We start from the raw sequence: 25,000 nt of genomic DNA, 5'->3' as shown, positions 1-25,000 counted from the left end.
CTCAATTTTTTAACTGATCGAATTATGCTATATTTATCCTCATGCAATCCGAAGAAATTCGAAGCAAATTTTTAGAGTTTTTTAAGAAGCGGGATCATATGATTTTGCCTTCGGCTTCGCTTTTGCCAGAAAATGATCCATCTGTTCTTTTTACAACTGCCGGAATGCAGCCTCTCGTGCCTTTTCTTCTTGGCAGAGTTATGCCGACACAAAGACGTCTTGCGAATATTCAGAAATGCGTCCGTACACAAGACATTGATGAGGTGGGAGACAATACCCACAACACCTTTTTTGAGATGCTTGGCAACTGGTCACTCGGTGATTATTTTAAAAAAGATGCTATTTCCTGGACATACGAATTCTTTACAAGCAAGGAAGCGGGACTCGGTCTCGATCCAAATCGAATCTACGTAACCTGTTTTGAGGGTGATGAAAATGCTCCGAAAGATACAGAATCGGCAGAAATCTGGGAATCAATTGGAATTCCCAAAGATCGCATCTATTTCCTTCCCGCAAAAAATAATTGGTGGCAAGCGGGTGAGAACGGACCATGCGGACCCGACACCGAAATTTTCTACGACCTTACGAAAAAAGGTTTGGGTAAAATGACAAAAGAAGAGTATCTCGAAGCCGATAACAAACAGGAGGTTGTGGAAATTGGAAACGACGTCTTCATGGGCTATGAAAAAAAGAACGGGGTTGTGGTTGGAAAACTCAAACAACAAAATGTGGACTTTGGCGGAGGCTTTGAACGGCTTTGTATGGTTTCGCAAGGAGTAGCAAATGTTTTTGCCACTGATCTTTTTCAGCCGATAATGGCAAAGATAAATGAGTTCACAACTTCTGCCGACGAAAAAGCGAAGAGAATTGTTGCTGATCACATTCGTACTGCTGTTTTCATGATCGGCGACGGGGTCATTCCATCAAATACAGATGCTGGATATATTTTGCGCCGACTTCTTCGACGAGCTGTTCGCTTTGCAGACAAATTAGAGATGAAGCACGATTCGCTTTCTTGGATTGCCGAAACAGTGATAGAAAAATATACTATCATATATGATAGTATTTCAAAAAAACGTGATCTGATAAGAAAAGAAATCGATGAGGAAGAGCAGAAATTCAGGAAAACTCTCGCAAGCGGATTGAAATTATTTGAAAAGATCTCTGAAAAACATATTTCCGGAGAAGAAGCCTTCGACCTTTTCTCAAGCCACGGTTTTCCACTCGAAGTAACGCTCGAGCTTGCAAAAGAAGAAGGTAAGACGGTAGATGTTGCTGGTTTCAATAAAAAATTCAAAGAACACCAAGAACTTTCTCGCAAAGGCGCAGAACAGAAATTTAAAGGAGGACTTGCGGGGCATTCCGATAAAGAAGTTCAATACCATACAGCAACGCACCTTTTGAATTCCGCATTACGAAAAGTGCTCGGCGCGCACGTTGAACAAAAGGGAAGCAACATCACTCCCGACCGGCTTCGATTCGACTTCATTCACACTGCAAAAATGACTGACGAGGAGAAAAAACAGGTGGAAGAATGGATAAATGCGCAGATCAAGGCAGAACTTCCAGTTTCTTTTCGAGAAATGCCAATTATTGAAGCGAAAGAACTCGGCGCTATCGGCGTTTTTGAAGATAAATATGGAGAAGTGGTAAAAGTCTATTCCATCGGCAATGAGAAAACCGGAATCGTGAGCATGGAGCTCTGCGGGGGCCCCCACGTCTCTAACACATCAGAATTAAAGGGAACTTTCAAAATCCAAAAAGAAGAAGCCGTCTCCGCCGGAGTTCGTCGTATAAAGGCAGTATTGGAATAGCTTTCCACTTCAAAGGATTTAGAGGAGATGATACAATTAATGAATGTTCCTCTCGTCTCTTTTCAAAAAACCAGAGCATGAAATTTCAGTTCTCTTTGATATAAGCTCACGAAGCGTCGGCGGAGCCCTTTTGGAGCTTTCCCGCCACGGCAAGCCTAAAATTCTCTACACAGCCCGTCTCGAAATTCCTTTTCACGAAAGCCCCGGTTCAGAAGAATTAGTTTCAGAAACCCTCTCCGCGCTCACTAAGGTCACAAGCTCGCTTCAAGTAGAGGGGATTGCCCACCTTTCAGCCACCGAATTCAAAGACCACAAAGTAAAAGAAGTATTTTTGGTCTTTTCTTCTCCTTGGTATATTTCAGAGACAAAAATTGCCCGCATCGAGAAAGAGAAGCCTTTTACATTCACGGAAAGACTGCTCAAAGAAATGCTCGCGCACGAAAAAACATCGTACGAAAAAGCCGTCGAAGCAAATCAAAATAAAAACGTAAGCGGAATAAACTTCCTGGAACAAAAGGTCATCCAAATAAAACTAAACGGCTACGAGACAGCAAAACCGTTCGGCCAGATCATCTTTTCCGCGGAAGCAAACATACTTTCAAGCTTCATTGATTCGCATCTTCTAAATCGTGTCAAAGATGTCGTGCTTCATTCTTTCCACCCTCGGCACGTTGGCATACATTCTTTCCCAGGAGTTGCCCATTCCGTGCTTCGCGACATTTATCCGGGTGAAAACGATTTTTTCATTGTCGATGTCGGAGGAGAATCAACCGAAATCTCGCTCATCAAAGGAGGAGGGCTTCTGGAAACATTTTCTTTCCCAGTCGGGCACAACCAGACGCTTCGCAAAATTTCTGAAGCGTTAGAAGTATCTCGAGATGTCGCCATTTCATCCCTCTCGCTCTTTCTCGATGGCAAAACATTCGAAAAAACGGGCGGAAAGATAGAAGGCGTCGTGAAAGATATGCAAACAAAATGGAATGAAGCATTCCAATCTGCTCTCGGCAACCTCGGCGAGAATAGAGCTGTCCCGTCGCTCTTTTATCTCATCTCGGAACCTCCGTTCGCAAATCTTTTCAACAGTGTCATCAAAAAAATAGAAAAAGCGGACGAGAAAACCGGCGCGAAAAAAGTTGTGCCCCTCGAAAGCAAGACGCTTGCTCTGCATTATGAGAGAAACGGCATCGGAGATGGGGATATGTTTCTCTGTCTTGAGACAATTTTCTTGAACAAGCTCTTTTCAAAAGACGGCGCAGAAAAATAGTGTTAGGTAAAGATAAAGAATAGGCATATAATACAAAACAGTATGGCAAAAGAAATTTTTCAAGACGTAATACCGCCAGGAAAACGAAGCATTAGGCGCATTCCTCTGAAACGGCAAAAACCAGCGCCCACGCCTCCTCCTGTCCGGGAAAAAGCTGAAAAAGCTACAGAAAGAAGAATTCCTGACGCCCCTCCAAGAGAAACAAGAAGGGAAGAACAACCAGTACCGATAAAAGAAAAGAATTATTCCTATTACGAATACCCAAAAAAGAAGCGGCTTCCAAAAATCCTCATCGGGGTTGTCGGAGGAATCTTGGGAATCGCCCTTTTGGTATTTCTCATTACTACTTTTGCATCGAGTGCAACTCTCAAAGTCACCGCTCGGCAAGCAGACGCCTCTCTCGACAGCGATTTTGTGGCCCAAGAAGTTCCAGAGATGAAGGGGATCGGATATAAAACGATTGCGGTATCGGAAGATTCGAAAGAACTTGTTACAGCGAGCGGTACCCAAGATGCAAAAAAGAAAGCGTCTGGAACAGTGGTCCTCTATAATAATTTCTCCACCACTCCGCAAAAACTCATCCGAAACACAAGACTTGAAACAACAGATGGCCTTATCTTTAGAATTGATTCGTCAGTCACAATCCCCGGGAAAGCCACTTTAGCGGGGAAAAGCATTCCTGGCTCGGTCAGCGTCCTTGCCTATGCCGATTCTCCCGGCGAAGAATACAACGTCGGACTGGTAGATTTCACTGTTCCAGGATTTAAAGGTACAACAAAATACAAAGATTTTTACGCGAGGTCAAAAACTCCAATGCAGGGAGGACTCATCGGAAAGATCAATACCATTACCGACAAAGATCGCACAGATGCTATAAAAAGAGCGCAGACAAAAGCTGTTGCTGAACTCCTTTCTCAAGTGAACACCAAGAAACAAGACGGCTTTGTACTTTTTTCCAACTCGTACGCTGCTGATTTCTCAAATCTTCCCGACAAGCAGACAGCGGGAGGTTCAGTTGAGGTCGGCGTCCACGCAAATTTGAAAGCGATCGTGTTCGATGAAAGAGCTTTGAGCAATCAGATTGCAGAGAAGTCCTTGAAAGATTTTGATGGAGGCCCTGTCGCCGTTCTCAATATGGAAAACCTCACATACGAAACTAAAAAAGCTGATCCGAAACATCCCTTCGATCCAGGTACCCTTTCATTTCACCTGAAAGGCCAGCCAAAAATGCAGTGGGTCATTGATACAGATAAAATTGTAAGTGAGATTGCCGGCAAGCAAAGGGCAGAACTCCAAAATATCCTTGCCACATACCACGGAATAGAAAAAGCCGAGGTAGTCGTCAAGCCATTCTGGCTTCGTTCTTTCCCCTCCGATACCTCAAAAATTACTATCGAACAGCACTAATTTTTGCCGAACCCCCGAAAAACCCCTTAGGGTGTTGACTTTTTGCCCATTCTTTTGCTAGTATTGTGAAGCTCAAAGTTTTAAAAGGAGATGCAGAACCCACAACAGAGACCCGAATCAGTGCTCGGTATAGTTACCGAAGCACTTCCAAATGCTCTTTTTAAGGTCAAAATTGAAGGGAAAGATGAGTTGCTCACGTACCTTTCAGGCAAAATGCGCTTGAATCGAATTCGAGTACTCATCGGCGACAAAGTAGAAGTTGAGCTCGAACCCTATGGAGGAAAGGGAAGGATCATCAGACGTTTGTAAAATTTAATGTCCGGTAGATTTGCCGGAGCAGAAACAGTTACATACTGTTTTTCTTGTATTTAAATGAAGGTAAAATCATCAGTTAAAAAAATGTGTCCGCAATGCAAAGTAGTCCGACGAAAGGGCTATGTTTATGTCATTTGCAAAAGCGACCCGCGGCACAAACAGCGACAAGGCTAGCAAAACAGGGTAAAGGGGATAGGGTAGAGGGTATAAAAACACCAAGCATCCGAACCTCCTAAACCCTTCACCCTAAACCCTATTTAAAATCATGCGAATCGTAGGAATCACAATACCAGATAATAAAAGACTCGAAATCGGACTTACCTCCCTCTATGGTATTGCACGTTCTCGAGCTCAAAGCATTCTCGACGAAGCAAAGATCGAGCACGGACGAAAAGCGAAAGATTTGAAACCTGAAGAAGAAAACGAGATCCGAAAGATCATCGAAAAAATGAAGATCGAGGGAGATTTGAAGCGAGAAGTCGGCGCAAATATTAAGCGTTTGAAAGACATCAAAGCATATCGAGGAATCCGACACCTCCGTTCTCTTCCATCACGAGGCCAGAGAACAAAGACCAATTCCCGAACACGACGAGGAAATGTACGAAAGACTATGGGTACCGGACGACGAAAAGAAACAAAGACATAAAATAATTTAAATGGGAAAGAAAAGAATCACAACAGAAGCGGGAGCCGGTGGAAGTGCTGTGAAAACAGACGCTTCTTCGCGCGCTTCAACAAAAAAGAAGTACGATCGGGGAATTCTCCACGTTGAATCTACGTACAACAACACCAAGCTCCTCCTCACAGACGAGAAAGGAAATGCTCTCTGTGCTTCTTCATCTGGCTCTATCGGATTTGCGGGCGCAAAGAAGGGAACTCCTTTCGCAGCTGCGAAGATCGGCGAAACGCTCGCTGCAAAAGCCGCAGTTTTGGGCATCAAAGAAGTATCTGTCGTCGTAAAAGGCGTCGGTTCTGGACGAGAATCAGCGATCCGAGGATTTATTTCAAAAGGAATCAATTTACTTGAAATTTCAGACCGAACCCCGGTTCCGCATAACGGCCCAAAGCCTCCAAAACCTCGACGCGTATAATTTTTTACCATTATGAAAATTGGACCACGATACAAAATAGCACGACGCCTCGGCGCTCCCATCTACGAAAAGACGCAGAATCCTAAATTTGCGATTCGAGAAGCTCGACGTGGACGAAAGGAATACAAGCACCCAAAACAGCGCTCTGAATTCGGCATTCAACTTATCGAAAAGCAGAAAGCTCGCCTCACCTACGGAATGGGAGAAAGACAATTCGGCCGATACGTCGAAGAATCAATGACAAAGAAAGGAGTAAAGCCTACGGAAGAGCTCTACACAATGCTTGAATCTCGACTCGACAATGTCGTCTATCGAATGGGACTTGCTCCGACACGAGCTGCTGCACGACAAATGGTAAACCACGGCCACATCAATTTGAATGGAAAACGAGTTTCTATTCCTTCTGCACAGACAAAAATCGGAGATGTTATCTCTATCCGAGAGCGAAGCGTCAAGAAGCCTCTTTTTGGCCCGCTTGAAGAGAGACTCAAGACCTACACCTGCCCTTCATGGATCAAATTCGACAATGAAAAGAAGACTGGAACGATACAGGGAGCGCCAAAGGCAGAGCCGATAAATACCGTGTTTAATCTGGCAATGGTACTGGAATTTTATAGCAGATAACAAAGTAGGGGAATGGTCGCTTTCCTCCAATACAATCCACATTTGCAAAATTGTCAAAAATAAGGTATATTTTTCAAGTCATTTTTTTAAACTTTAACCACAAAAACTATGTTTGATCCAACAATCGTTCTTCCTTCAAAGCCAAAGATCATCTCCGAAAAAGAATTCGACGGAGTCTATGAAATAGACGGTTTTTATCCTGGATACGGACACACCATCGGCAACTCTCTTCGCCGAATCATCCTCTCGTCTCTCCCTGGCGCAGCGATCACCTCTGTGAAGATCAGCGGAGTAAGCCATGAATTTTCAACTATCGCAGGCGTGAAGGAAGATGTTGTTACGATCATCCTCAATTTGAAACGAGTTCGAATCAAAATGCTCACCAACGAGCCTCAAACCCTTACCCTGAAAGTAAAGGGCGCGAAGGAAGTGACTGCAGAAGACATCAAAGCTTCCGGACAAGTTGAAATTTTGAACCCTGAACTTCACCTCGCAAGCATTACAGAAAAAAATACCGAACTTGAAATTGAGCTCAAGGTTGAAAAGGGCCTCGGATACATTCCAAAGGAAATTCTTATGAAAGAGCGAGTAGATATCGGAGCAATCACTCTTGATGCTATTTTCTCTCCTATCCGACGCGTAAACTACGAAGTAGAAAATATGCGAGTCGGCGACCGAACAGATTTCAACCGAATCAAGCTCTTCATTCAGACTGATGGCACCATCACTCCAAAAGAAGCTCTCGAGAAATCAATCGAGATCATGATTCACCAGTTGAAAGCTATCGTCGGCTTCAAGGAAGAAGAAGTGAAGAATGAAAAAGCTGATTCAAAAGAAGAGGCTGGAGCTGAAGGCAAGCCAAAGAAAGAGCTTGATGCAGAATTCCTCAAAACTCGAATCGAAACTTTGAATCTTTCTCCTCGTACTCTCAATGCTCTCGCAAGCGCAAACATCCGAACAGTCGGAGGCCTTGTACGAAAGAAAGAAGAGGATATCTTGGATATCGACGGTCTTGGCAACAAGGGCGTTCAGGAAATCAAGAAAGCTTTGAGTAATTTCGGAATCGCTTTGAAATAGCTTTTTGGCTTATAAGCTTGTAAGCTTCTTAGAAAATGCAAATCAAAATCCAAAACTTAAAAGCTAAAAAGCATAGAAGCTAATAAGCTAACCCCATGCGTCACCATAATTCAAACAGAAAATTCGGACGAGAAACAGATCAGAGACGAGCTCTCATGCGCTCTTTGGCATACTCTCTCATCAAGCACGGCCATATTACTACGACCGAAGCAAAAGCAAAAGAACTCCGACCATACATGGAGAAGCTTGTGACTGCATCTCGAGTAGACAATCGTGAAGCAATCCGACTTGTACAGGCAAAGCTTCCTATGAAGTCAGCAGTGAACACCCTTTTCAAAACCATTTCACCAAAGTATAAAGACCGAAAAGGAGGCTACACACGAATCGTCAAGCTCCCACAGAGAGTGAGCGACGGTGCGCGAATGGCATTAATTTCTTTCGTATAAAACCATGAAGTATACTATCGACGCAACAAATCAGAAACTCGGACGACTTGCGAGTAAGACAGCGAGCCTTCTTATGGGCAAGAACGAAGCGAGCTACACAAAGAACGCGATGCCAGAAGTGAAAGTGGAAATCACCAACGCTTCAAAAGTTTCTGTTACCGAAAAGAAGCTTACAGAAAAAATCTACAAGCAGTATTCCGGCTACCCAGGAGGTTTGAAATCAAAGAGCATGAAGCAAGTTGTCTCAAAGCTCGGCCACCAAGAAATCATTTCTGATGCAGTCTACGGAATGCTTCCAAAGAACAAGCTCCAGAGAAAAATGATGAAGAACCTAACTATCACCGCATAAATAAAATGACACCAACAGATACAAAAGAAGGACGATATATTGAATGCGTGGGACGACGCAAGACCGCGATTGCGCGAGTTCGAATGACTCCGTCGACAAAAGGATCTTTCACCGTAAACAACAAAGATCTAGAGAGCTACTTTGGAACTAATGAGCTTCGAATGTCAGTGATGAATCCTCTTACAGAAGCGAAGCTTGCAAGCAAATTTAAAATCACAGCAATGGTGAAAGGCGGGGGAATCACCGGCCAAGCAGAAGCACTCCGACACGGAGTAGCTCGAGCACTCGTAGAACACGATGCAGAACTTCGTAAGCACATGAAGAAACTCGGCTTCCTAAAACGAGATCCAAGAGCAAAAGAAAGACGAAAATTCGGTCTCAAGAAAGCGAGAAAGTCGCCTCAATGGAGTAAGCGTTAATCAAACAACAAAAAAAATCGCCAGGTCGGCGATTTTTTTGTTACCAGTATATATGTGTAAATCTTGCATATAAAACCCGTAGCAAGGACAGTCCTTGCTACGGGTGTCCTCGTCCGATAAAATATAAGAATGCTTCGAGATGACCCTTTTGTTACCGACGAATACTACCATCTCTATAATCGCGGAATAGATAAACGAGTCATATTCAAAACTAAATTCGATTATGAGCGGTTTATGATGCTCCTTGTTGTCGCAAACTCAGAAGAGTCTATTCGACTTGATAATCTGATAAATCATGAACATAGAAAATATGAAGAAATCATAGAACTTGAGAAAGAAAAGCCGATTGTTTCCATCGGCGCGTGGTGCATTCTTTCAAATCATTTCCATATATTAGTCAGGCAAGATGTAGACGGAGGAATTACGAAGTTTATGAAAAAACTTGGCACAGCGTATTCGATGTATTTTAATATTAAATACCAGAGACAGGGAGCATTGTTTGGTGGACCATTTAAATCAAAACTGATTGGTGCAAACGATAGATATATGCGTCATATGTTTGGATATATTCATCTCAATCCTCTTGATATCAAGTTTCCGGAGTGGAAAAAGAATCTTGATACACTTACAAACGAGAAAAAGACGATGAAGAGCTTTTTGGAATCTTATCAGTATTCAAGTTATCCGGATTATATAGCAGAAGATAGATCCGAAAAATCTATTTTAAACAGGGAAGCATTTCCCGACTATTTCGGACAGAAATCTTCGATGGACGATTTTATCGAAGATTATTTGGAGAATGAGCACAGTACGGCACCAAACTCACTGTAGCAAGGACAATCCTTGCTACAGTGGAAAGGGAAGTTTTTGTTTGATTTTGTCCCCACATTCATATATATTGCCCTCGGAACAGGTCTTGTGTTGCTCTGTGCGACACAGTCATTTCTACACATTTTGAAAGGAAAATGGTCATGAATCCTACTCGGATTTGCATTGCCGGCGTTGCTGGACGAATGGGTCAGTGCTTGCTCGCGCTCACCTTGAAAGACCCGGAACTGAAGCTGGTGGAGGCACTTGAACGTCGGGGCCACAAATGGGTTGGCCATCACTTGAGTGAAGTCGCCGGCGTCGAGAAGGGCCTGGGAGTGGTGGTGGACAGTGACCTTCACCATGAGAGCACTGCGCAAGTCTTTATTGATTTTACCGAGCCCGTAACGGCATCGTTCCACGCCAAAGTCTGTGCCGATCTGAAAATCCCCATCATCATTGGCACAACAGGCGTTGTGGGGGACGAGAAAGATCGCATAGCCCGTGCTGCCGAGCACATTCCCGTCATCCACGCGCCGAACTTCTCGGTCGGCGTGAATGTGCTCTTCAAGCTCGTTGAACAAGCTGCCGAAGCGTTGGGTGATAGCTACGACGTTGAGATCGTCGAGGCACATCACAACCAAAAAGAGGATGCTCCGAGCGGTACAGCCCTCAGATTGTACCAAAGCGTCCTCAAAGGATTCGAACCCAATGCAGGATACACCGCAGTCCACGGACGATCTTCTTTCAATCGTGGCGTACGAACGAAGAAAGAAATCGGCATCCATGCCATCCGCATGGCCGACGTCGTCGGTGAACACACTGTCTACTTCGCCATCGGCGGCGAACGAATCGAGCTGACACACAAGGCGTCCAGTCGCGATACGTTTGCCCGAGGAGCACTCCGCGCCGCGAAATGGATCGTCGGCAAGGATCCCGGCATGTACACGATGGCGCAGGTGCTCGGACTCGAATAATCAACAAGTTCTGTCGAACCTATAACCCGCTTTCCAAGAACCCATTGGAGGCGGGTTTCTTGTTTCTATACAATTTGTTAGAGTAACCATATGAAAAACGTCATACTTCTCATTATTGCTTTGCTTCTAATAGGCACTGGCGTCTATGTTTACCGAAAAAATCACCCAATTATTACCGAGGTTCAATCAACTCCAACTCCCACCGAGACGACCTCTGTAAAAACATACACGAATACAGAATTCGGATTTCAATTTGATTATCCGTCATATGCAAAAATAGAACCAGAAAATGGGGGCGGTTTTATTGCTGCACGTCTTAGCCTTATCGCTTCAACAGGAAAAGAAACGAGTGAGTTGGATAAAGTGACTATAAGAGTTTATACGAAAAAAGACACGCCTGATATTTACGGCGCGATGAGAGAAGGAGAGAGTGAGTTCACGAAAATTGTGAAAAATCTTGCCTTTCTCATTCAAATAGACGGAAGCGACAAAAGCGATCAATTCTTACTCAACACCATAGAATCGAGTATTAAGTTCGCGACATACCCAGAGACAATTGGCGAATGCTTCAACCTGACGGTTTTAAATGTCTTAACAAGACTGGGGATACCAGACAGTGGTAGTGCAATAACTTACACAAATGGTGCAGTACAGGTCTCTAATGTTACTATAAAAGGAATCGACGATTCAAAACCGGGAGACAAAGTAAATCTCTGTTTGTTTTCTATACCTACGGACTGCCCGCCGGGGGATGAAAGAGGAAAAATATATGGGGCGACTAATTTACGTACCGGAGAAAGTTGGGGCGTATCTAATTCATCACATGGTTGTGGTGGTGCTTAAAATTCAAAATTACGAATCTCTATGGAAATAGCCTACATTTGTATTTTTGCCTCCAATTTCGATGAATCGATAGCTTTTTATCGAGATGTTCTTGGCCTCCAAGAAATACCTGAAAGATTGGAGAAAAATTTCCACGCTTTTAAAGCTGGTTCGACCAATATTGGTATAGAAAGAAATGGCACACGAAAAGATGGAGAGAAAACAAAAGCAGAAAATGCGGTACTTATTCAATTTAAAGCCCGCAGTTTGGATGAATTGAAAAAAATTACAGCAAATCTGGAAACAAAGAATGTTCGATTTTTAAAGAAACTCGTTGAGACCCATTACGGCAGCTTCACGAATTTTCTCGACCCAGACGGAAATAAATTAGAAATTTTGTATCAGCCTTAAAATATGAAAGTTGAAGGTTTCAAAGATACCATTGATTGGTACGATAATAACTCGGAACAATACGCCAAAGGTTTATACGAGGTATCGCCTACAGCCTCTATCCAAGCGTTTTTAGAACATATACCGCAAGATGCATATGTTTTAGAAGCAGGATGCGGGCCAGGAAGAGAGAGTAAAATTTTTCACGAGAAAGGAATAAAGACAGTTGGAATTGATATGTCTGAAGGGTTACTTGAAGTTGCTAGAAAGATGAACCCGGAAACAGAGTTTGTAAAAGGAAATTTCCTCGAACTTCCTTTTCCAGATGCTACATTTGGAGCGGTTTGGGCTCACGCTTCTTTGGTTCATCTCGAAACTATTGAGGATGCGAAAAAAGCACTGGAAGAATTTCACAGAGTTTTAAAATCTGGGGGGACATTACTTGTGAAAGTCAAAGCACAAACTGGAGAAGACAAAACCGCAGTTGTCACCGACACGCTTTCAAAACACGACAGGTTCTTTAGATACTATACTCCTGAAAATATGGAGGCTCTTTTAATAGAAGCTGGATTTGAAATCATAAGCAATACAATGCTTGAGGACGACCATGGGCGTTCTGAAGTAAAGTGGATTCAGGTTATTGTGAAAAAACTATAGAGTTTCCTATAAAAACAGAGTTTTCCCCACCCCTCCTTTTTCCACAATTTAGGGATGATATAATATTTAGGCTTAAGCAGTAGTCCAAACAAAGTAAAAACCCGAGTTATAGCTCGGGTTTTTACTTGCTCAAACTAGTTGTCGCTTTCCAATAAGCTTAGAATGTATCTGGCCCCACAGAGAACCAGACCTAATCCCATTCCTATAAGAATGTTTATCACTTACCACCTTACCAGACAGTTCTTCTCAAGACTTTGTCTTCTGCTCTCTTGGTAAGATGCACGTAGTAACTAAATCTCTGTAAACTTAGCTTTGGTGGTTCTGCCGAGAACAGAAGGTGGTTTAATTGAAATCGTGATTATTATTTGCATAATAATTTTGATTAGCTATTAATACCTCTGCTCTCGAAGAGCTTTTGGCAGATTTTCTCTCCAAACAATAGAGAGTCCAAACTGCTTGTATCTTATTATAACATTTTTCCGAGAAAGCAACTAGAGGAAACGTGGAAAACATGTGGATAGACAAAGCAAAAATAGAATTGTCTAAAGTGAGTGTGTACCAAAACTTGCCCATTGACGTTTTTCTGGATATAATGTCATCTCAAATATGAATTCAGACGATACAAACGCTAAAAAAGACCCCACAGTTGAGCAGGAAACTGACGATGTTGTTATTGAAGACATCGAGGAGGGGGAGAATTCTGCTCTTGCTTTAAAAAAGCTTCGGGAAAAGCTGAAAGTCGCTGTCACTGAAAAACAGCAGTATCTTGATGGCTGGCAGAGGACACAGGCCGACTTTTCCAATTACAAAAAGCGGGAGAAAGAAGAGCGGGAAAATCTTATCAAATTTTCAAATGAGCAGATCATTCTTGACCTCATTCCTGCGCTCGACAGCTTCGATATGGCAATGGCGAATAAAGAGAGCTGGATGTCTGCACCAGAGAACTGGCGCAAAGGCGTAGAGTATATATACTCGCAATTTCTTTCAATACTCGAAGGATACGGCGTAAAGCAGACGAATCCGGTAGGCGAGATGTTTAGTACGGCAAATCACGAGCCAGCAACGCTCATCCCGACAGAAAAAGCAGACGAAGATGGTAAAATTCTTGCGGTAATTCAGAAAGGATATACACTGAACGGAAAAGAGGTTCGTCCGGCAAAGGTGAATGTGGGAGAATTGAAAAAATAAAGTAAAGACATGAAAAAATACCGTCCATACATAATTATTTTCGTCATTGCACTCATACTTGTTGGCTTTTATTTTTTCGCTAATATGCCTGTAAAATTTGATTCTCACCCAATCACTTTTCAAATAGCAGATCAAACGAGCGATGCCCCTCACACCGCTTATGCTTCTTTTTTTATAGATACAAGTGGTTTTCTCATGGATGAGAATCCTCTTACTTTCTATCTTGAACATGAAAATGTTGTCGAAAAACTTCATCTCGCAAACTGCAAGGATGATTTTGGAAGTGGTGATGGCATTCCTTATAATGAAAAGTACCGAGCGCACGCTGTGCTTTGTGATGGAGTGGTGTATTCTGTTGCAATGGTTGGAAGTGATGCTATCCTTTACAAAGAAGAAGCTGGTATTGAAACAGAACGAGCTCGTATCCCTCTTTCCTCCAACTTCACGAAACTCGCTTTTAGAAATTTAGAGAAACCATATATCGAAGTTCGATAAGAACCATGCAAATCCAGCAACGAGAAAACCGCATAGTTAAATTCTTCACTGTCGACAAGGGAACGTCGGTGGTGATTTATGCTGTCGCTTTCCGCAAAGAGGGAAGCGAGCTTATTGCTGTTTCTGAACCACGGATTGTACGGATTATTGCAAAGGAGCAGGTGGTACTGAAAGGGGAGGTTTCAAGCGGAAATTTTTCTCTTCCTGGAAAAATTTCCACTTCCGTTCGCCGACTTACAAAGACGCTTCCCGTTATTTCACCATTTTTCGAGACTTCAATTTTCCAAACAGGATTTATTGCAACAATAGGAGCTCGTGCGCCGTCTAATTAAATTGAATTTGATTTTTTATCATCTTTAATTTAATTAAACACAATGTCTAAAGTAATAGGAATCGACTTAGGTACAACCTACTCGGCTGTCGCGGTAATGGAAGGAGGCGAGCCGAAAATTCTCGAAAATGCCGAAGGAGTGCGAACCACACCTTCGATAGTAGCAAAAGCAAAGACCGGAGAGACGCTCGCGGGCCTTTTAGCACGCCGACAAGCAGTGACCAATCCAAAGAACACGATCTACCAGATCAAGCGTTTTATGGGCCACCAGTTCGACGAGGAAGCAGTGCAGAAAGACAAAGCATCCGTGCCCTACGAAGTCGTAAAGGGAACAAATGGAGGAGTGGAAGTGAAAATGGGAGATAAAAATTATCGCCCAGAAGAAATTTCTGCTATCTTTCTCCAGAAATTGAAAGCAGACGCAGAAGCAAAGCTCGGAGAGAAAGTAACCGAGGCAATCATCACCGTCCCAGCGTATTTCAACGACTCACAAAGACAGGCGACAAAGAACGCCGGAGAGATCGCGGGACTCACGGTGCTCCGCGTACTTCCAGAGCCGACAGCAGCCGCTCTTGCATACGGATTCAACAAAAAGAAAAATGAAAAGCTCGTGGTCTTCGACTTCGGAGGCGGTACGTTCGATATCTCCGTATTGGAAACAGGAGATGATGTGATCGAAGTGAAATCAACCGACGGAGACTCACACCTCGGAGGAAAGGATATCGACCAGAAGATCATGAACTATCTCGCAGATGCATTCATGAAAGAGAATCCCGGAATTGATTTGCGAAAAGACCCGCTTGCAAAACAGCGACTCGACGAAGCGGCAGAAAAAGCAAAGATCGAGCTCTCAACAGCAACGCAAAGCGAGATAAACATTCCGTTCATTTCATCCGGTGCCAACGGCCCGCTTCACCTCGTCCAGACGCTCACACGGGCAAAATTGGAGGAATTGGCTGGAGAATTTATCGACCGAGCAATGGCAATCACCAAGCGAGCGATGGAAGCTTCTCCATTCAAAGTAAATGAGATCAACGAAGTTGTGCTCGTAGGAGGCCAGACTCGAATGCCAAAGATGCAGGAAGTAGTGAAGGCATATTTCGGAAAGGAATTGAACCGAACAATCAACCCTGATGAAGTAGTAGCGCTCGGAGCAGCGATCCAAGGAGGCATCATCAAAGGAGATGTGAAGGACGTGCTCCTTCTTGATGTTATTCCACTTTCTCTCGGTATCGAAACCATGGGACAGGTAGCGACAAAGCTCATCGACAAAAATACGACCATCCCGACATCGAAATCACAAACATTCTCAACAGCAAGCGACAATCAGACTTCGGTAGAAATTCATGTCGTACAGGGAGAGCGAGCAATGGCAAAAGACAACAAGTCGCTCGGTAAATTCATCTTGGATGGAATCCCACCAGCTCCACGAGGTATGCCGCAGATCGAAGTTAATTTCGACGTGGACACCAACGGAATTCTTACAGTGAAAGCAAAAGAAAAGACCACAGGAAAAGAGCAGAGTATAAAAGTAACCGGCTCTGGCGGACTTTCAAAAGAGGATATCGAGAAAATGAAGAAAGACGCCGAAATGAATGCGGCAGAAGATCAGAAAGCAAAAGATTTGATTGACGCAAAAAATCTCGCGGAGCAGATGGCGTACACTGCAGAAAAAGCATTGAAAGACGCGGGAGATAAGGTACCGGCAGAACTGAAGAAATCAGTCGAAGACAAAGTTGCCGCTGCAAAGAAAGAGCGAGAAAGCGGTACGCTTGAATCGATCAAGAAAGCAACAGAAGAACTCTCAACCGAGCTTTCAAAAGTCGGCGAAGCAATGCAAAAAGCAGCGGGCGCACAAAGCGCACCCGGAGCTGGAGCAGCAGGTGGGGAAGCAAAGCCGGAGGAGAAAGTGCGGGATGCTGACTTTAAGGAAAAGAAAGACGAGGGAACGAAGTAATGAAGACGCGAAAAAGTTGCCCTGCAAGGCAACTTTTTCGCGTACAAACAGAAAGCCACAGAAATGTGACTTTCTGTGGCTGAAAACTTCTCAACCTAGCTATTGAGCTACCCCTTCGGACCCCATCCCATGTGTCCACCACTCGCTTGAGTGGAAGCCGGAGGTTTGGGAGGCCCGGGAACATCCGGTTTGTCTTCGCCCCACACGTGCAGAGGCGCATCCTCAATATGAATGAGGGAAATCGTAACCTCTCCGGTTGGCCCCACAAGTTCTGCTTTGATTTCGTCGAGCACCACCCCCAGTTTACCGTTCTGGAAAAGATCGGTGCCCGAATAGTTCGAACACTTCATCCAGAGATTGTTGTGCAACAAAATCCCGAAACTTGTCGGATCAAACCTGCCGGAATGAACCTGCTCCTTTGGCGCAGTTACGACCATGTGAAGATAGTAGGAATGCTGCCTCTCCCGACTCTCCACATAAAACTTGTGGGGCGTGTGGATGTTGTGCTTATCACGCCGGAGAACAGCGATGATGACAATGACACCAACAACAATCGAAACAAGACCGATGACAGTCCACATGATTGACCCCCTGTGCTTGGGTTAAAAATTGAAAAGGAAGAGATCCACGAGGATCGATCCTGACTTGCCAGACTACTTTATACCGTCATAAAGTATGTTTGTCAAGGAGAATCCTTGCACTATTTCCTGGGCGGTGTAATATAGTTTTCATGGCAAAAGATTATTATCAAATTCTCGGTGTAGAAAAGAACGCTTCGACGGACGAAATCAAAAAAGCGTTCCGTACTCTCGCGCACAAACATCATCCTGACAAAAAAGGAGGGGACTCTGCGAAATTCAAAGAGGCGAGCGAGGCATACTCGGTGCTGTCTGATGAAAAGAAGCGCGCAGAATATGACACCTACGGGCGAGTGTTCAGCGAAGGCGGAAATACTGGAGGCGCTGGTGCAAGCGGATTCGAAGGGTTTGATTTCTCACAATTCACGCAAGGGTCGGAAGGATTTGGAGGCTTTGATTTCGGAGATATTTTCGGAGATTTCTTTGGGGGCAGAAATTCGAGAACAAAACGAGGGCGAGACATTTCGATTGACCTTGAACTTAGTTTTGCTGAATCAATTTTCGGCTCTGATAGGAAAGTACTTCTGACAAAAACGAGTGTTTGCGAGCATTGCAAAGGAAGCGGAGCGGAAACCGGATCAGAAATGATCACTTGTTCAACCTGCAACGGAAAAGGAAAGATCCGCGAAACAAAAAGATCCCTTCTCGGTTCATTTATGGTAGAGAAAACGTGCGAAACCTGTCTCGGAAAAGGAAAAGTGCCTAAAGAAAAATGTCATGTCTGCCGAGGTGCTGGCGTCACACGCAAAGAACAGGAGATCGAAGTCAAAATCCCTGTCGGAGTTGATGATGGAGAAATGGTTCGCCTCACCGGAATGGGAGAAGCTGTTGCCGGAGGAGTTTCGGGAGATTTGTACATCAAGCTTCACGTGCACCGACATCCGCTTTTCAAAAAAGAGGGAAATAATCTCGTCACTGATCTTAAAATTAAATTAACTGATGCGCTTCTCGGAACTGAATACACTTTGCAGACGCTTGATGGAGAAATCAAAGTAAAAGTTCCAGCTGGAGTAACTTTCGGCGAAGTACTTCGAGTGAAAGGAAAAGGCGTCCCAATGGAGAAAAATCATCGTGGAGACCTCCTTATTCGACTTCATATCCAATTGCCAACAAAGCTCTCTCGGGAGGCCCAGAAGGCTCTGGAAGCTCTTAAAAAGGAGGGTTTGTAGAGGTTTCAGAATATCTAAAAGACAACAGAACCCCCCACTAAAGCTTTAGTGGGGGGTTTGCATAATACCCCCAATATTGCTTAAATAGCCCGAGGATAGGCGTTTCGGGCCCACGAGAGAGGCTTACACCCAAGGAGGTCGCAATGTTCGAGAAATTGCTGAAAAATGTGACCCCTTGGCCAAAAGCCAAAAGGGTTCCGGGAAGAAAGAGTGTCTTCAGAAATGATCTGGATGAATGCTGTTACCTCGTTGGTAAATTGAGGGTTTGTTATTTCGGAGGATGGAGTGCTGAAATTCAGGCCCAAAAAATCATCGCCATGGTAAAGAATGGCAAAGTGTCTTGGGCAGCGCTTCTTACAGACGAGGAAGAACTCAAGGGACTTGTCGCTAAGGCCAGAGAAAAAGAAGCCCGTGAGGCTCTCCCACCGCCACAGCGATGCGAACAAGTCTTCGGCTACATCGGACCGCCAAGAGTAAAAAAAGAGGAACCACCTAAATGGATTCCTCCGTCAGAGCGTAAATAGCGGATAGGATCACACCGATTCCGCTTTTTGTTTTTCAAATAAAAAAGGCTTCGATCCAATGAATCAAAGCCCTTCGAAAACAGTATCTGGAAATCAGCGGACGGAAAAGCCAATACGAGTACCAACATCCCGTCCAGTCGCGAAGCGTAGAATAGTATCTTCACCGAGTCCAGCAATGACCGTATGCATCCCTCCCTCTCTGCACACAATCGCTGAATCCAACTTTGCACTCATCCCGCCTCGCCCGTTTGTCGACTTTGACCGTGAGGCAGAAGCAATGAGTTTCGCAGTCGGAATATCAATCTCTTTATAAAGATTGCCTGGGCTGTCTTTATAAACACCCCCGCAACTCGTCAAAAAGAGAATTCCGTCGGCATCGATAAGTTCGGCAACCAGACATGCGAGCTGATCATTTTCGCTGATGCCTTTTCTCTCTTCGTCGGAGACGATATCGTTCGCATTTATGACAGGAACAACAGATAAAGACGGCGCCGCGAGAATCACCGAACGAGTGGCATTTTTTTCATGTTCGTCTCCCAGATTCGCATGTGTTACCAAAATCTGGGCGATCTCTTGATCCGGCTCAAATGCATTGCTCCACATAATAAGCAAGGGCAGATTGCCCGTTCCCGCCAGAATTGATTCTGGTATACCTTCAACAAATTTCCTGCTTCTCGTCCGTTTTTCCTTTCCGGCCTTGATTGCGCCGGACGTCACGATCACCACATCAACGCCAAGTTCTTGAATTTGCCTCACCTGCAAGGCAACATTATCAAAAATTTTTTGATCGAGATGATTTTCGGTCAAAAGGACTTCAGTGCCAAACTTGATCACGACTCGCTTCACGATTGGGCGCATGGCTTGTTCCTCCGTTTTTCAGTTTTAAAAGGACATTTTCGCAAGGGCGAAATCCAGGGCACCCTGGCGAGAAAATCTAGAATCGAGACCCTCTCGTCAGGGGAGAAGGCGGAAAGAAAACCACCTTCTCGTTCCATGAAGGCGGTTTCTCGATTGAATAGTTTTGATAGATTCTTATAACGAAAAGCCGCATTTCATGGGGTTTCTGGGTGCGGGTGACGGGATATTTACAGACATGGATTTCGCTATGAAATTCATAATTTGAATGCTAGCAGTATGCCGATTTTATGTCAATCTGTTGTACTAGTCCAATGCATTGACCCAAAAAACTGAACATGGTAGGCTTGTCATAAGTAAGTATTCGTATATGAATTCAAACAATAAAAGAATGCAAAATAAGACTTCTACAGTATCTAAAACTACTGCTTATTATTGTTATTATGCTCACATCTCACAGAGGTTAGTTTAAGGCGCCGAATAGAATAATCACACATTATCGACTTCTCAAACTACCCTCATGTGGGGGTAGTTTTTGTTCTTCACAACCTGAATTAAATTACATAAGGAGACAGGGCAATGGGAAACCAGGACATAAGAAGAGTTCTGATTTTGGCCGCCGGATTGCCGGGAGTGGGCAAATCAACAATCTCTCGAAAGGTGAGCGCCAAAATCCAAGCGAGAACTGTTGACATCGACGATTTCAAAAGAACCGAAGTCGACCCAGCTCTGGTGGCACAGCAAATCGACCCACCAGAGATCCGCTGGCGTTACTATCAAAAAGCCTTGGAATACGTGTCCAGTCTTTTTGATCAGGGAGTATCAGTTGTGGTAATGGATGAAGTATTTCATTTGAGCGCCCTCCGTGCTCAAATGGAAGCTCTCTGCGCGAAACAAAACGTGCAGGTGCTGTGGGTTGAAGTGCGGTGTCCGTACGCCACCGTCGAGAAACGCCTCTGCTCACAAGAGAGAGAGTCGCACATCCTGTCTACAGCAGAAGCCTTGAATATGCACCTTATGTTCAGGGAAATTTTCGAAAAATTTCCTGCCAATGCAGAAAATCACTTGGTCATCGACAACGAAGATGACGCCAACGTGGATGCTCTGGTAGAAAAGATTCTGGAAAGATGTTAGTACGAAACAATTGGGCTGGTCTCGGTCACAAACCGACGCCAGCCCTTTTTCTTTGAAAGATTGGGACATTTATACTATACTCACTCGTATCTCATTACTTTTATGCTTAACAAAATAACACTGCTTCAAATAAAGAAACTTGGCGTTGAAATAGACTGGAATGACGCCTTTGCCGGAAAATCCAAAGGAAATAAGCATCTCTTTCGAGTTGTGAAATTAGCTAAATTCATGGCTCAAAAATTACGAGCAAATGTCTCAATTGTTGAGGCGGGGGCATGGCTTCATGATACAGCCCTCCCGTCAGGAAACGACTACGATTCTGAGAAAAATAAACAAATCGTAAAAGATATCCTGAAAAATGTAGACTTATCGGAGGAAGAATTAGAAAAAGTTTCTGAATGCGTCGCTTGCCATGAAGGAACAGGAAAGGCAACAACACTTGAAGCAAAGATAGTCCATGATGCTGATGTTTTAGAAAAATCTGGAATTCTCGGTATCATTCGCCACACATGGAAGCTTACTAATTCAGGCAAGATCTCTCCAGAAAATATTACTGAGGGGACAGCAAAAGACATTTTAGACCATCTGAAGTGGCGCAGAAAGAAGCTCCAAACACCTTTGGGTAAAAAAATACAAGCTTATTTGACTGTGCCAGTTACTTCAGTGGAAGCTCAAGAAATAATTTCAACCGCTTCAGAAAAAGCGGCGAAAAGTATCGTTACAGAAAAGATAGCCGACTCGCTCTTTGGCAAATTAACGAATATTCAAAAAGAAAGACTCAAAGAACAATTGAATATGGGTTATCTGAAAAAATTTTAAAGAGAGTGATCTGCACTTGACAGGAATGTTTTATTCTACTATTAATACGAGTTGGAACTTTCGTAATCCGAGAAATAACCCATAGACCAGAAGGAGGTTTAACATGGGTCCAAAGGACGAGGGACAGGACACGATGGTCAGGATCATCGAGGGCGATGAAGATATGGGGCTGCTCGAGACTCTCACGGGGCATGAGTTGTGCCAAACAGCGGAACAAATCCTTACGGCACGGCTCAAGGTCTTTGACACAAGGAAGGTCAAACTCGTCAGCGTGCACGAACCTCATGAGTCTTCGATAAAGGGGTCAGTCTATCAAGACCGCCTCAATCAAGAATGCCCGCGAGCGAGGCTTGGGCTTGAAGATATGAAGCTCATCGGAGATTACCCGGAACGTCGGGACGAAGTTCTGGCGCGTCTGGTGAAAGAGGACGAGGAGCATCTCGCGAATAATCCGGGCATACCGCTCGGCGATTCCGCCTTCCTTTCGCTCTACAAAAACCAGGACAAAATCCCGGAGGAGTGGAAGGAGCGTGATGGGGAAGGAAAGACACGTCGAATCACATTTGACGGATCTGACCTGGCCACGCGAGAAGACAAGCACATAAAGGTCTTCTTTTTCTGGGCTGGGGGAAAGTGGCGAGTCGGGTCTTACTCGGACGATGACGACCTCACTACGAATTACGTTTCTGCTGTTTACCAAGATCATTGATCTTGACATCAGAGCAATACTCTTAGAATGCCTCCCATTGGCGCTCTAAGAGTTTTTTCTTATAAAATATAACGTTGATAAATATACATCTAGAGGTTACACTACCTTCGGGTAATTAAGTTCCCTCCAAAGGAAGATGTTTTTCTTTTGCGCCAAAGTAAGGTCAACCAAGCGGAATTTCTCCGCGAAGAGATGAAAGGAGTCCTGCTGTGAAAAGATTAAAAAAGAAACATCAGCAATCTGCCACTCTCGCTATTATTGGGGCTAAGGGAAATATGGGCCGTCTATTAGCCAGCATTTTTTCTCCCTTATTTTCGGTCATTAAAATTGATCGTGAAAGTACCAGCTCCGATTGGAGAAAGACGTGGAAAGCGAATATTATATGGCTCAGCGTTCCTCGCTCTTCCATAGAAAGTCTGCTCGTGGAGAAGAAGTTTAAGAAAGAACAACTGGTTGTAGATGTTTGTTCCCTTAAAAGAGGATTGGGAGCGGTTGTTGCAAGGACCGGTGCAACTCACCTTTCTTTGCACCCTCTGCACGGAACTAAAGTCCCGTTTATTGGCCAGCGCTGGGCTCTCATACAAACTCTTTCTCGAGGAGAAAAACATCCTCGAGGGAAAATGCTCTTGAATTTCCTGAAGGAAAAGGGAATCTCATTTCTTCCTGCATGTTCCGAGGGAAAACACGACTTTATGATGGGAATTACATTGAGCATCCCCGAGATGTTGACCATCGTTCTTGAAAAAATTATCGAGAAGTATGCCGAGGATTCCAATCGACCTGTCCCTACGCAAGAAGAACTTATGCAGTGGGCTGTACCGGCCTCGAACGCGATTTTCGGGTCATATCTTCATCTTATAAATAGCACTCCGGAATGGCTTCGAAACGAAATCGTGAGAGAAACACCGGGTAGTCTGCTTTTGTCTCTACATCAAGCGTGCGAGGAGGTGGGAGGAATGTCTCTCGGAAATGTTGGGAAGAAAATCAAAGCCCAATCCAAATTAGTGCGCACGATTTCTCTCTGTGAAAGAGATCGAGCGAGAGATTGGATCAATGCGTGGTTTGTCGACTCGACAAAAACTCTTTTCAAATAGGAGTTTGGGTGATTGCATAACGCAATCACTTTTTTTATTCCGAAAATCATCCTTTCCCTTAAGGTCTTGACAAAAAAGATCCTTAGAGATAGACTGATTTTATGAACATGACAGCACAGAAATGGGGTTTCTTTTACTTCTTTTTTAACTCTCAAAAGGGAGATTTTGTTGCTACTCGATAAACACTGAACAGAACTAGCAAATCAAGAAATCTCCCGCAAAACGGGGGATTTTTCTTTTCTGAAGAATGCGTGTTCTAAGCCAAATACTCATTCTCCAGATCGGAAATGTCCGATTCTGGCGTAGCTCGCGGTAAGCTACGTACACTTTGAAAAGCAAACCTAACGGAGGGAACTACAATGCTCGGAGCTCACACAAGCAGCAGCGGCGATGAAAGACTCGATGATTGTCGCATCGCTGGGTACACTCGGCTGTTGTCTCGAAATGAGCTGGCGGAAAAATTTGCTGCGCCAACCCACGTAGAGGAAGCCATCAGAAGACATCGTCAGAAGATAAAACAGATCGTCCACAAGCAAGGGAGCATTTTTCTGGTCATTCTCGGGCCCTGCTCGATCGATGATCCTGAAACAGCTTTTGAATACTCGGACTTTGTGCTCCGACTTACCGAAGAGTACGGTTCTCGCATTATGTTCTGTATGCGGACCTACCTGGAAAAGCCGCGCTCTGAGGGCGGATGGGAAGGTTACATTACTGACCCTTTCCTTACGGGCGAGTACGATTACGTCAATGGCATTCCGATGAGTCTGGATTTGCTTCTCAAACTTTCGGCCAAGCTCCCGCTTGCCGGCGAGTTTGTGAGTCCAACTGTCGCGAATCTCGTCGCGCACCATTACAGCTACGGTTGTATTGGCGCCCGTACGGTTCAAGCTCCGGACAGCCGTGCTCTTGCAAGTGGAATGTCGATGCCCATGGGTATGAAAAATACCACTGACGGCTCGCTGAAGCACGCAATCACTGCTGTCCGTTCTGCTCGGAAGCCGCACGCTCTTCTGGCTGCGAATCCTGAAGGCCATGACTCGCAGGTCAGAACCTTGGGGAATTCGGACGCGCATGTCATTCTCCGCGGGGGAGATGGCGGGCCGAATTCTCATGCAGGAAACGTGGCTCTGGTCTCTGAAGCCCTGCCTGATGTCGCTGTTGCTATTGACGGATCTCACGGCAATTCGAACAAGGACTGCAAAAAACAGGGTGCGATCTTTCTGGACGCCGGCCGGCAATTCGCAGAGCACGGTCTCGTCCGGATAGCAATGCTCGAGAGCTACATCCATGAGGGAAAGCAGAATTTCCCTTCACCGGAAACGGTTCAGACTCGCAAGCGAGGTCTCTCTGTCACTGATGCTTGTATCGGTCAGAGCGAGACATATGACCTCTGTGGTCAGCTTTTCGAGATTTTGAAGCCAGTTTCCAACGGCTGGGCGCCCTGGCAACAGTAGTTCTTTTTATGAGTTTTTTGTCCTTTCTATAGAGCGGTTCACACTTATCATGTGAACCGCTTTTTTCTTTTTCTACAACTTGCTTGACAAGGGTATTCCTTCTACTAAGCTTGACTAAGGACGTTCGTTAAAAGGCAAAGGACAAAAGTGGTCTTTACATTTCCCAGACAATGG

Annotated in this window: 30 protein-coding genes; 28 read left to right on the top strand and 2 right to left on the bottom strand. The window is 44.5% G+C overall.

Annotated features, from left to right (window positions below; translation table 11 throughout):
* Positions 1-41: 41 nt before the first annotated feature.
* The 21 genes from PHS53_03460 (at position 42) to dnaK (ending at position 16,430) form a co-directional block, all read left to right on the top strand.
* Positions 42-1,814, top strand: coding sequence for an alanine--tRNA ligase (locus PHS53_03460; GenBank protein ID MDD5357174.1), 1,773 nt, complete (start codon positions 42-44; stop codon positions 1,812-1,814).
* 43 nt (positions 1,815-1,857) lie between these two features.
* Positions 1,858-3,078 carry a hypothetical protein gene (locus PHS53_03455; protein ID MDD5357173.1) on the top strand — a complete coding sequence of 407 codons (1,221 nt, stop codon included), beginning with the start codon at positions 1,858-1,860 and terminating at the stop codon, positions 3,076-3,078.
* A gap of 42 nt (positions 3,079-3,120) precedes the next feature.
* Positions 3,121-4,485, top strand: coding sequence for a hypothetical protein (locus tag PHS53_03450; GenBank protein MDD5357172.1), 1,365 nt, complete (start codon positions 3,121-3,123; stop codon positions 4,483-4,485).
* Positions 4,486-4,575: 90 nt separating this feature from the next.
* A complete protein-coding gene (gene infA, locus PHS53_03445) occupies positions 4,576-4,794 on the top strand; it encodes a translation initiation factor IF-1 (GenBank protein MDD5357171.1) in 219 nt (72 codons plus the stop codon).
* A gap of 63 nt (positions 4,795-4,857) precedes the next feature.
* Complete coding sequence (gene rpmJ / locus PHS53_03440; protein MDD5357170.1) at positions 4,858-4,974, top strand: 50S ribosomal protein L36; 117 nt, start codon at positions 4,858-4,860, stop codon at positions 4,972-4,974.
* A gap of 88 nt (positions 4,975-5,062) precedes the next feature.
* Positions 5,063-5,446: a 30S ribosomal protein S13 gene (gene rpsM, locus PHS53_03435; protein ID MDD5357169.1), complete on the top strand. Its 384-nt coding sequence runs from the start codon at positions 5,063-5,065 to the stop codon at positions 5,444-5,446.
* A gap of 10 nt (positions 5,447-5,456) precedes the next feature.
* Positions 5,457-5,891 (top strand): 30S ribosomal protein S11, encoded by a 435-nt coding sequence (gene rpsK, locus PHS53_03430; protein MDD5357168.1) that lies wholly within the window; start codon positions 5,457-5,459, stop codon positions 5,889-5,891.
* A 12-nt stretch (positions 5,892-5,903) separates the two neighbouring features.
* Positions 5,904-6,515, top strand: a complete 612-nt coding sequence (rpsD, locus tag PHS53_03425; GenBank protein ID MDD5357167.1) for a 30S ribosomal protein S4 — start codon at positions 5,904-5,906, stop codon at positions 6,513-6,515.
* Between the two features lie 108 nt (positions 6,516-6,623).
* Positions 6,624-7,592 (top strand): DNA-directed RNA polymerase subunit alpha, encoded by a 969-nt coding sequence (locus PHS53_03420; GenBank protein MDD5357166.1) that lies wholly within the window; start codon positions 6,624-6,626, stop codon positions 7,590-7,592.
* A gap of 95 nt (positions 7,593-7,687) precedes the next feature.
* The gene (rplQ, locus tag PHS53_03415; protein ID MDD5357165.1) at positions 7,688-8,038 is read left to right on the top strand and encodes a 50S ribosomal protein L17; all 351 of its coding nucleotides are present in this window, start codon (positions 7,688-7,690) and stop codon (positions 8,036-8,038) included.
* 4 nt (positions 8,039-8,042) lie between these two features.
* Positions 8,043-8,387 (top strand): 50S ribosomal protein L13, encoded by a 345-nt coding sequence (gene rplM, locus PHS53_03410; GenBank protein ID MDD5357164.1) that lies wholly within the window; start codon positions 8,043-8,045, stop codon positions 8,385-8,387.
* Between the two features lie 5 nt (positions 8,388-8,392).
* Positions 8,393-8,806: a 30S ribosomal protein S9 gene (gene rpsI, locus PHS53_03405; GenBank protein MDD5357163.1), complete on the top strand. Its 414-nt coding sequence runs from the start codon at positions 8,393-8,395 to the stop codon at positions 8,804-8,806.
* 129 nt (positions 8,807-8,935) lie between these two features.
* Positions 8,936-9,637 (top strand): transposase, encoded by a 702-nt coding sequence (locus PHS53_03400; GenBank protein MDD5357162.1) that lies wholly within the window; start codon positions 8,936-8,938, stop codon positions 9,635-9,637.
* Positions 9,638-9,777: 140 nt separating this feature from the next.
* Complete coding sequence (gene dapB / locus PHS53_03395) at positions 9,778-10,590, top strand: 4-hydroxy-tetrahydrodipicolinate reductase (GenBank protein ID MDD5357161.1); 813 nt, start codon at positions 9,778-9,780, stop codon at positions 10,588-10,590.
* A gap of 90 nt (positions 10,591-10,680) precedes the next feature.
* Positions 10,681-11,433, top strand: a complete 753-nt coding sequence (locus tag PHS53_03390; GenBank protein MDD5357160.1) for a PsbP-related protein — start codon at positions 10,681-10,683, stop codon at positions 11,431-11,433.
* 21 nt (positions 11,434-11,454) lie between these two features.
* Positions 11,455-11,823 carry a VOC family protein gene (locus tag PHS53_03385; protein ID MDD5357159.1) on the top strand — a complete coding sequence of 123 codons (369 nt, stop codon included), beginning with the start codon at positions 11,455-11,457 and terminating at the stop codon, positions 11,821-11,823.
* A gap of 3 nt (positions 11,824-11,826) precedes the next feature.
* Positions 11,827-12,459, top strand: coding sequence for a class I SAM-dependent methyltransferase (locus tag PHS53_03380; GenBank protein ID MDD5357158.1), 633 nt, complete (start codon positions 11,827-11,829; stop codon positions 12,457-12,459).
* Positions 12,460-13,065: 606 nt separating this feature from the next.
* Positions 13,066-13,647 (top strand): nucleotide exchange factor GrpE, encoded by a 582-nt coding sequence (locus tag PHS53_03375; GenBank protein MDD5357157.1) that lies wholly within the window; start codon positions 13,066-13,068, stop codon positions 13,645-13,647.
* A gap of 9 nt (positions 13,648-13,656) precedes the next feature.
* A complete protein-coding gene (locus PHS53_03370) occupies positions 13,657-14,142 on the top strand; it encodes a hypothetical protein (protein MDD5357156.1) in 486 nt (161 codons plus the stop codon).
* Between the two features lie 5 nt (positions 14,143-14,147).
* Positions 14,148-14,474 carry a hypothetical protein gene (locus tag PHS53_03365; GenBank protein MDD5357155.1) on the top strand — a complete coding sequence of 109 codons (327 nt, stop codon included), beginning with the start codon at positions 14,148-14,150 and terminating at the stop codon, positions 14,472-14,474.
* A 42-nt stretch (positions 14,475-14,516) separates the two neighbouring features.
* Positions 14,517-16,430 (top strand): molecular chaperone DnaK, encoded by a 1,914-nt coding sequence (gene dnaK / locus PHS53_03360; protein ID MDD5357154.1) that lies wholly within the window; start codon positions 14,517-14,519, stop codon positions 16,428-16,430.
* 107 nt (positions 16,431-16,537) lie between these two features.
* Here dnaK and PHS53_03355 read toward each other — a convergent pair whose 3' ends face one another.
* A complete protein-coding gene (locus PHS53_03355) occupies positions 16,538-17,011 on the bottom strand; it encodes a hypothetical protein (GenBank protein ID MDD5357153.1) in 474 nt (157 codons plus the stop codon).
* A 149-nt stretch (positions 17,012-17,160) separates the two neighbouring features.
* Here PHS53_03355 and dnaJ point away from each other — a divergent pair, with 149 nt between their 5' ends.
* Positions 17,161-18,237, top strand: a complete 1,077-nt coding sequence (gene dnaJ, locus PHS53_03350) for a molecular chaperone DnaJ (GenBank protein ID MDD5357152.1) — start codon at positions 17,161-17,163, stop codon at positions 18,235-18,237.
* Between the two features lie 143 nt (positions 18,238-18,380).
* Positions 18,381-18,761: a hypothetical protein gene (locus PHS53_03345; GenBank protein ID MDD5357151.1), complete on the top strand. Its 381-nt coding sequence runs from the start codon at positions 18,381-18,383 to the stop codon at positions 18,759-18,761.
* Positions 18,762-18,854: 93 nt separating this feature from the next.
* On the opposite strand, the gene PHS53_03340 is transcribed toward PHS53_03345, so the two are convergent.
* On the bottom strand, positions 18,855-19,619 hold the full coding sequence (locus tag PHS53_03340) for a hypothetical protein (GenBank protein ID MDD5357150.1): 765 nt from the start codon (positions 19,617-19,619) through the stop codon (positions 18,855-18,857).
* A gap of 576 nt (positions 19,620-20,195) precedes the next feature.
* Here PHS53_03340 and PHS53_03335 point away from each other — a divergent pair.
* From PHS53_03335 to PHS53_03315, 5 genes are all read left to right on the top strand, one after another.
* Complete coding sequence (locus tag PHS53_03335) at positions 20,196-20,750, top strand: AAA family ATPase (GenBank protein ID MDD5357149.1); 555 nt, start codon at positions 20,196-20,198, stop codon at positions 20,748-20,750.
* 102 nt (positions 20,751-20,852) lie between these two features.
* Positions 20,853-21,569 carry an HD domain-containing protein gene (locus PHS53_03330; GenBank protein ID MDD5357148.1) on the top strand — a complete coding sequence of 239 codons (717 nt, stop codon included), beginning with the start codon at positions 20,853-20,855 and terminating at the stop codon, positions 21,567-21,569.
* 103 nt (positions 21,570-21,672) lie between these two features.
* Positions 21,673-22,278: a hypothetical protein gene (locus PHS53_03325; protein MDD5357147.1), complete on the top strand. Its 606-nt coding sequence runs from the start codon at positions 21,673-21,675 to the stop codon at positions 22,276-22,278.
* A gap of 209 nt (positions 22,279-22,487) precedes the next feature.
* Positions 22,488-23,372: a prephenate dehydrogenase/arogenate dehydrogenase family protein gene (locus tag PHS53_03320; GenBank protein MDD5357146.1), complete on the top strand. Its 885-nt coding sequence runs from the start codon at positions 22,488-22,490 to the stop codon at positions 23,370-23,372.
* Between the two features lie 359 nt (positions 23,373-23,731).
* On the top strand, positions 23,732-24,826 hold the full coding sequence (locus tag PHS53_03315) for a 3-deoxy-7-phosphoheptulonate synthase (GenBank protein MDD5357145.1): 1,095 nt from the start codon (positions 23,732-23,734) through the stop codon (positions 24,824-24,826).
* The last annotated feature ends 174 nt before the right edge of the window (positions 24,827-25,000 follow it).

It is taken from the genome of Candidatus Paceibacterota bacterium, from assembly GCA_028714635.1.
In the GTDB taxonomy this organism is placed as follows: domain Bacteria; phylum Patescibacteriota; class Minisyncoccia; order Phycocordibacterales; family JAQTLZ01; genus JAQTLZ01.
The sequence above is the reverse complement of the archived record's forward strand: the minus strand, read 5'-3'. Positions and strand labels throughout refer to the sequence as shown.

Excerpts from the sequence above, each read along its gene's own strand:
- PHS53_03335 (MDD5357149.1), top strand. The coding sequence starts at position 20,196 with ATGGGAAACCAGGACATAAGAAGAGTTCTGATTTTGGCCGCCGGATTG.
- PHS53_03380 (MDD5357158.1), top strand. The coding sequence starts at position 11,827 with ATGAAAGTTGAAGGTTTCAAAGATACCATTGATTGGTACGATAATAAC.
- PHS53_03330 (MDD5357148.1), top strand. The coding sequence starts at position 20,853 with ATGCTTAACAAAATAACACTGCTTCAAATAAAGAAACTTGGCGTTGAA.
- rpsK (MDD5357168.1), top strand. The coding sequence starts at position 5,457 with ATGGGAAAGAAAAGAATCACAACAGAAGCGGGAGCCGGTGGAAGTGCT.
- infA (MDD5357171.1), top strand. The coding sequence starts at position 4,576 with ATGCAGAACCCACAACAGAGACCCGAATCAGTGCTCGGTATAGTTACC.
- rpsD (MDD5357167.1), top strand. The coding sequence starts at position 5,904 with ATGAAAATTGGACCACGATACAAAATAGCACGACGCCTCGGCGCTCCC.
- PHS53_03390 (MDD5357160.1), top strand. The coding sequence starts at position 10,681 with ATGAAAAACGTCATACTTCTCATTATTGCTTTGCTTCTAATAGGCACT.
- dnaJ (MDD5357152.1), top strand. The coding sequence starts at position 17,161 with ATGGCAAAAGATTATTATCAAATTCTCGGTGTAGAAAAGAACGCTTCG.
- PHS53_03460 (MDD5357174.1), top strand. The coding sequence starts at position 42 with ATGCAATCCGAAGAAATTCGAAGCAAATTTTTAGAGTTTTTTAAGAAG.
- PHS53_03340 (MDD5357150.1), bottom strand. The coding sequence starts at position 19,619 with ATGCGCCCAATCGTGAAGCGAGTCGTGATCAAGTTTGGCACTGAAGTC.
- PHS53_03315 (MDD5357145.1), top strand. The coding sequence starts at position 23,732 with ATGCTCGGAGCTCACACAAGCAGCAGCGGCGATGAAAGACTCGATGAT.
- rpmJ (MDD5357170.1), top strand. The coding sequence starts at position 4,858 with ATGAAGGTAAAATCATCAGTTAAAAAAATGTGTCCGCAATGCAAAGTA.
- PHS53_03370 (MDD5357156.1), top strand. The coding sequence starts at position 13,657 with ATGAAAAAATACCGTCCATACATAATTATTTTCGTCATTGCACTCATA.
- PHS53_03400 (MDD5357162.1), top strand. The coding sequence starts at position 8,936 with ATGCTTCGAGATGACCCTTTTGTTACCGACGAATACTACCATCTCTAT.
- PHS53_03355 (MDD5357153.1), bottom strand. The coding sequence starts at position 17,011 with ATGTGGACTGTCATCGGTCTTGTTTCGATTGTTGTTGGTGTCATTGTC.
- rplQ (MDD5357165.1), top strand. The coding sequence starts at position 7,688 with ATGCGTCACCATAATTCAAACAGAAAATTCGGACGAGAAACAGATCAG.
- PHS53_03455 (MDD5357173.1), top strand. The coding sequence starts at position 1,858 with ATGTTCCTCTCGTCTCTTTTCAAAAAACCAGAGCATGAAATTTCAGTT.
- dapB (MDD5357161.1), top strand. The coding sequence starts at position 9,778 with ATGAATCCTACTCGGATTTGCATTGCCGGCGTTGCTGGACGAATGGGT.
- PHS53_03365 (MDD5357155.1), top strand. The coding sequence starts at position 14,148 with ATGCAAATCCAGCAACGAGAAAACCGCATAGTTAAATTCTTCACTGTC.
- PHS53_03450 (MDD5357172.1), top strand. The coding sequence starts at position 3,121 with ATGGCAAAAGAAATTTTTCAAGACGTAATACCGCCAGGAAAACGAAGC.
- PHS53_03385 (MDD5357159.1), top strand. The coding sequence starts at position 11,455 with ATGGAAATAGCCTACATTTGTATTTTTGCCTCCAATTTCGATGAATCG.
- PHS53_03345 (MDD5357151.1), top strand. The coding sequence starts at position 18,381 with ATGTTCGAGAAATTGCTGAAAAATGTGACCCCTTGGCCAAAAGCCAAA.
- rplM (MDD5357164.1), top strand. The coding sequence starts at position 8,043 with ATGAAGTATACTATCGACGCAACAAATCAGAAACTCGGACGACTTGCG.
- rpsI (MDD5357163.1), top strand. The coding sequence starts at position 8,393 with ATGACACCAACAGATACAAAAGAAGGACGATATATTGAATGCGTGGGA.
- dnaK (MDD5357154.1), top strand. The coding sequence starts at position 14,517 with ATGTCTAAAGTAATAGGAATCGACTTAGGTACAACCTACTCGGCTGTC.
- PHS53_03420 (MDD5357166.1), top strand. The coding sequence starts at position 6,624 with ATGTTTGATCCAACAATCGTTCTTCCTTCAAAGCCAAAGATCATCTCC.
- PHS53_03325 (MDD5357147.1), top strand. The coding sequence starts at position 21,673 with ATGGGTCCAAAGGACGAGGGACAGGACACGATGGTCAGGATCATCGAG.
- PHS53_03375 (MDD5357157.1), top strand. The coding sequence starts at position 13,066 with ATGAATTCAGACGATACAAACGCTAAAAAAGACCCCACAGTTGAGCAG.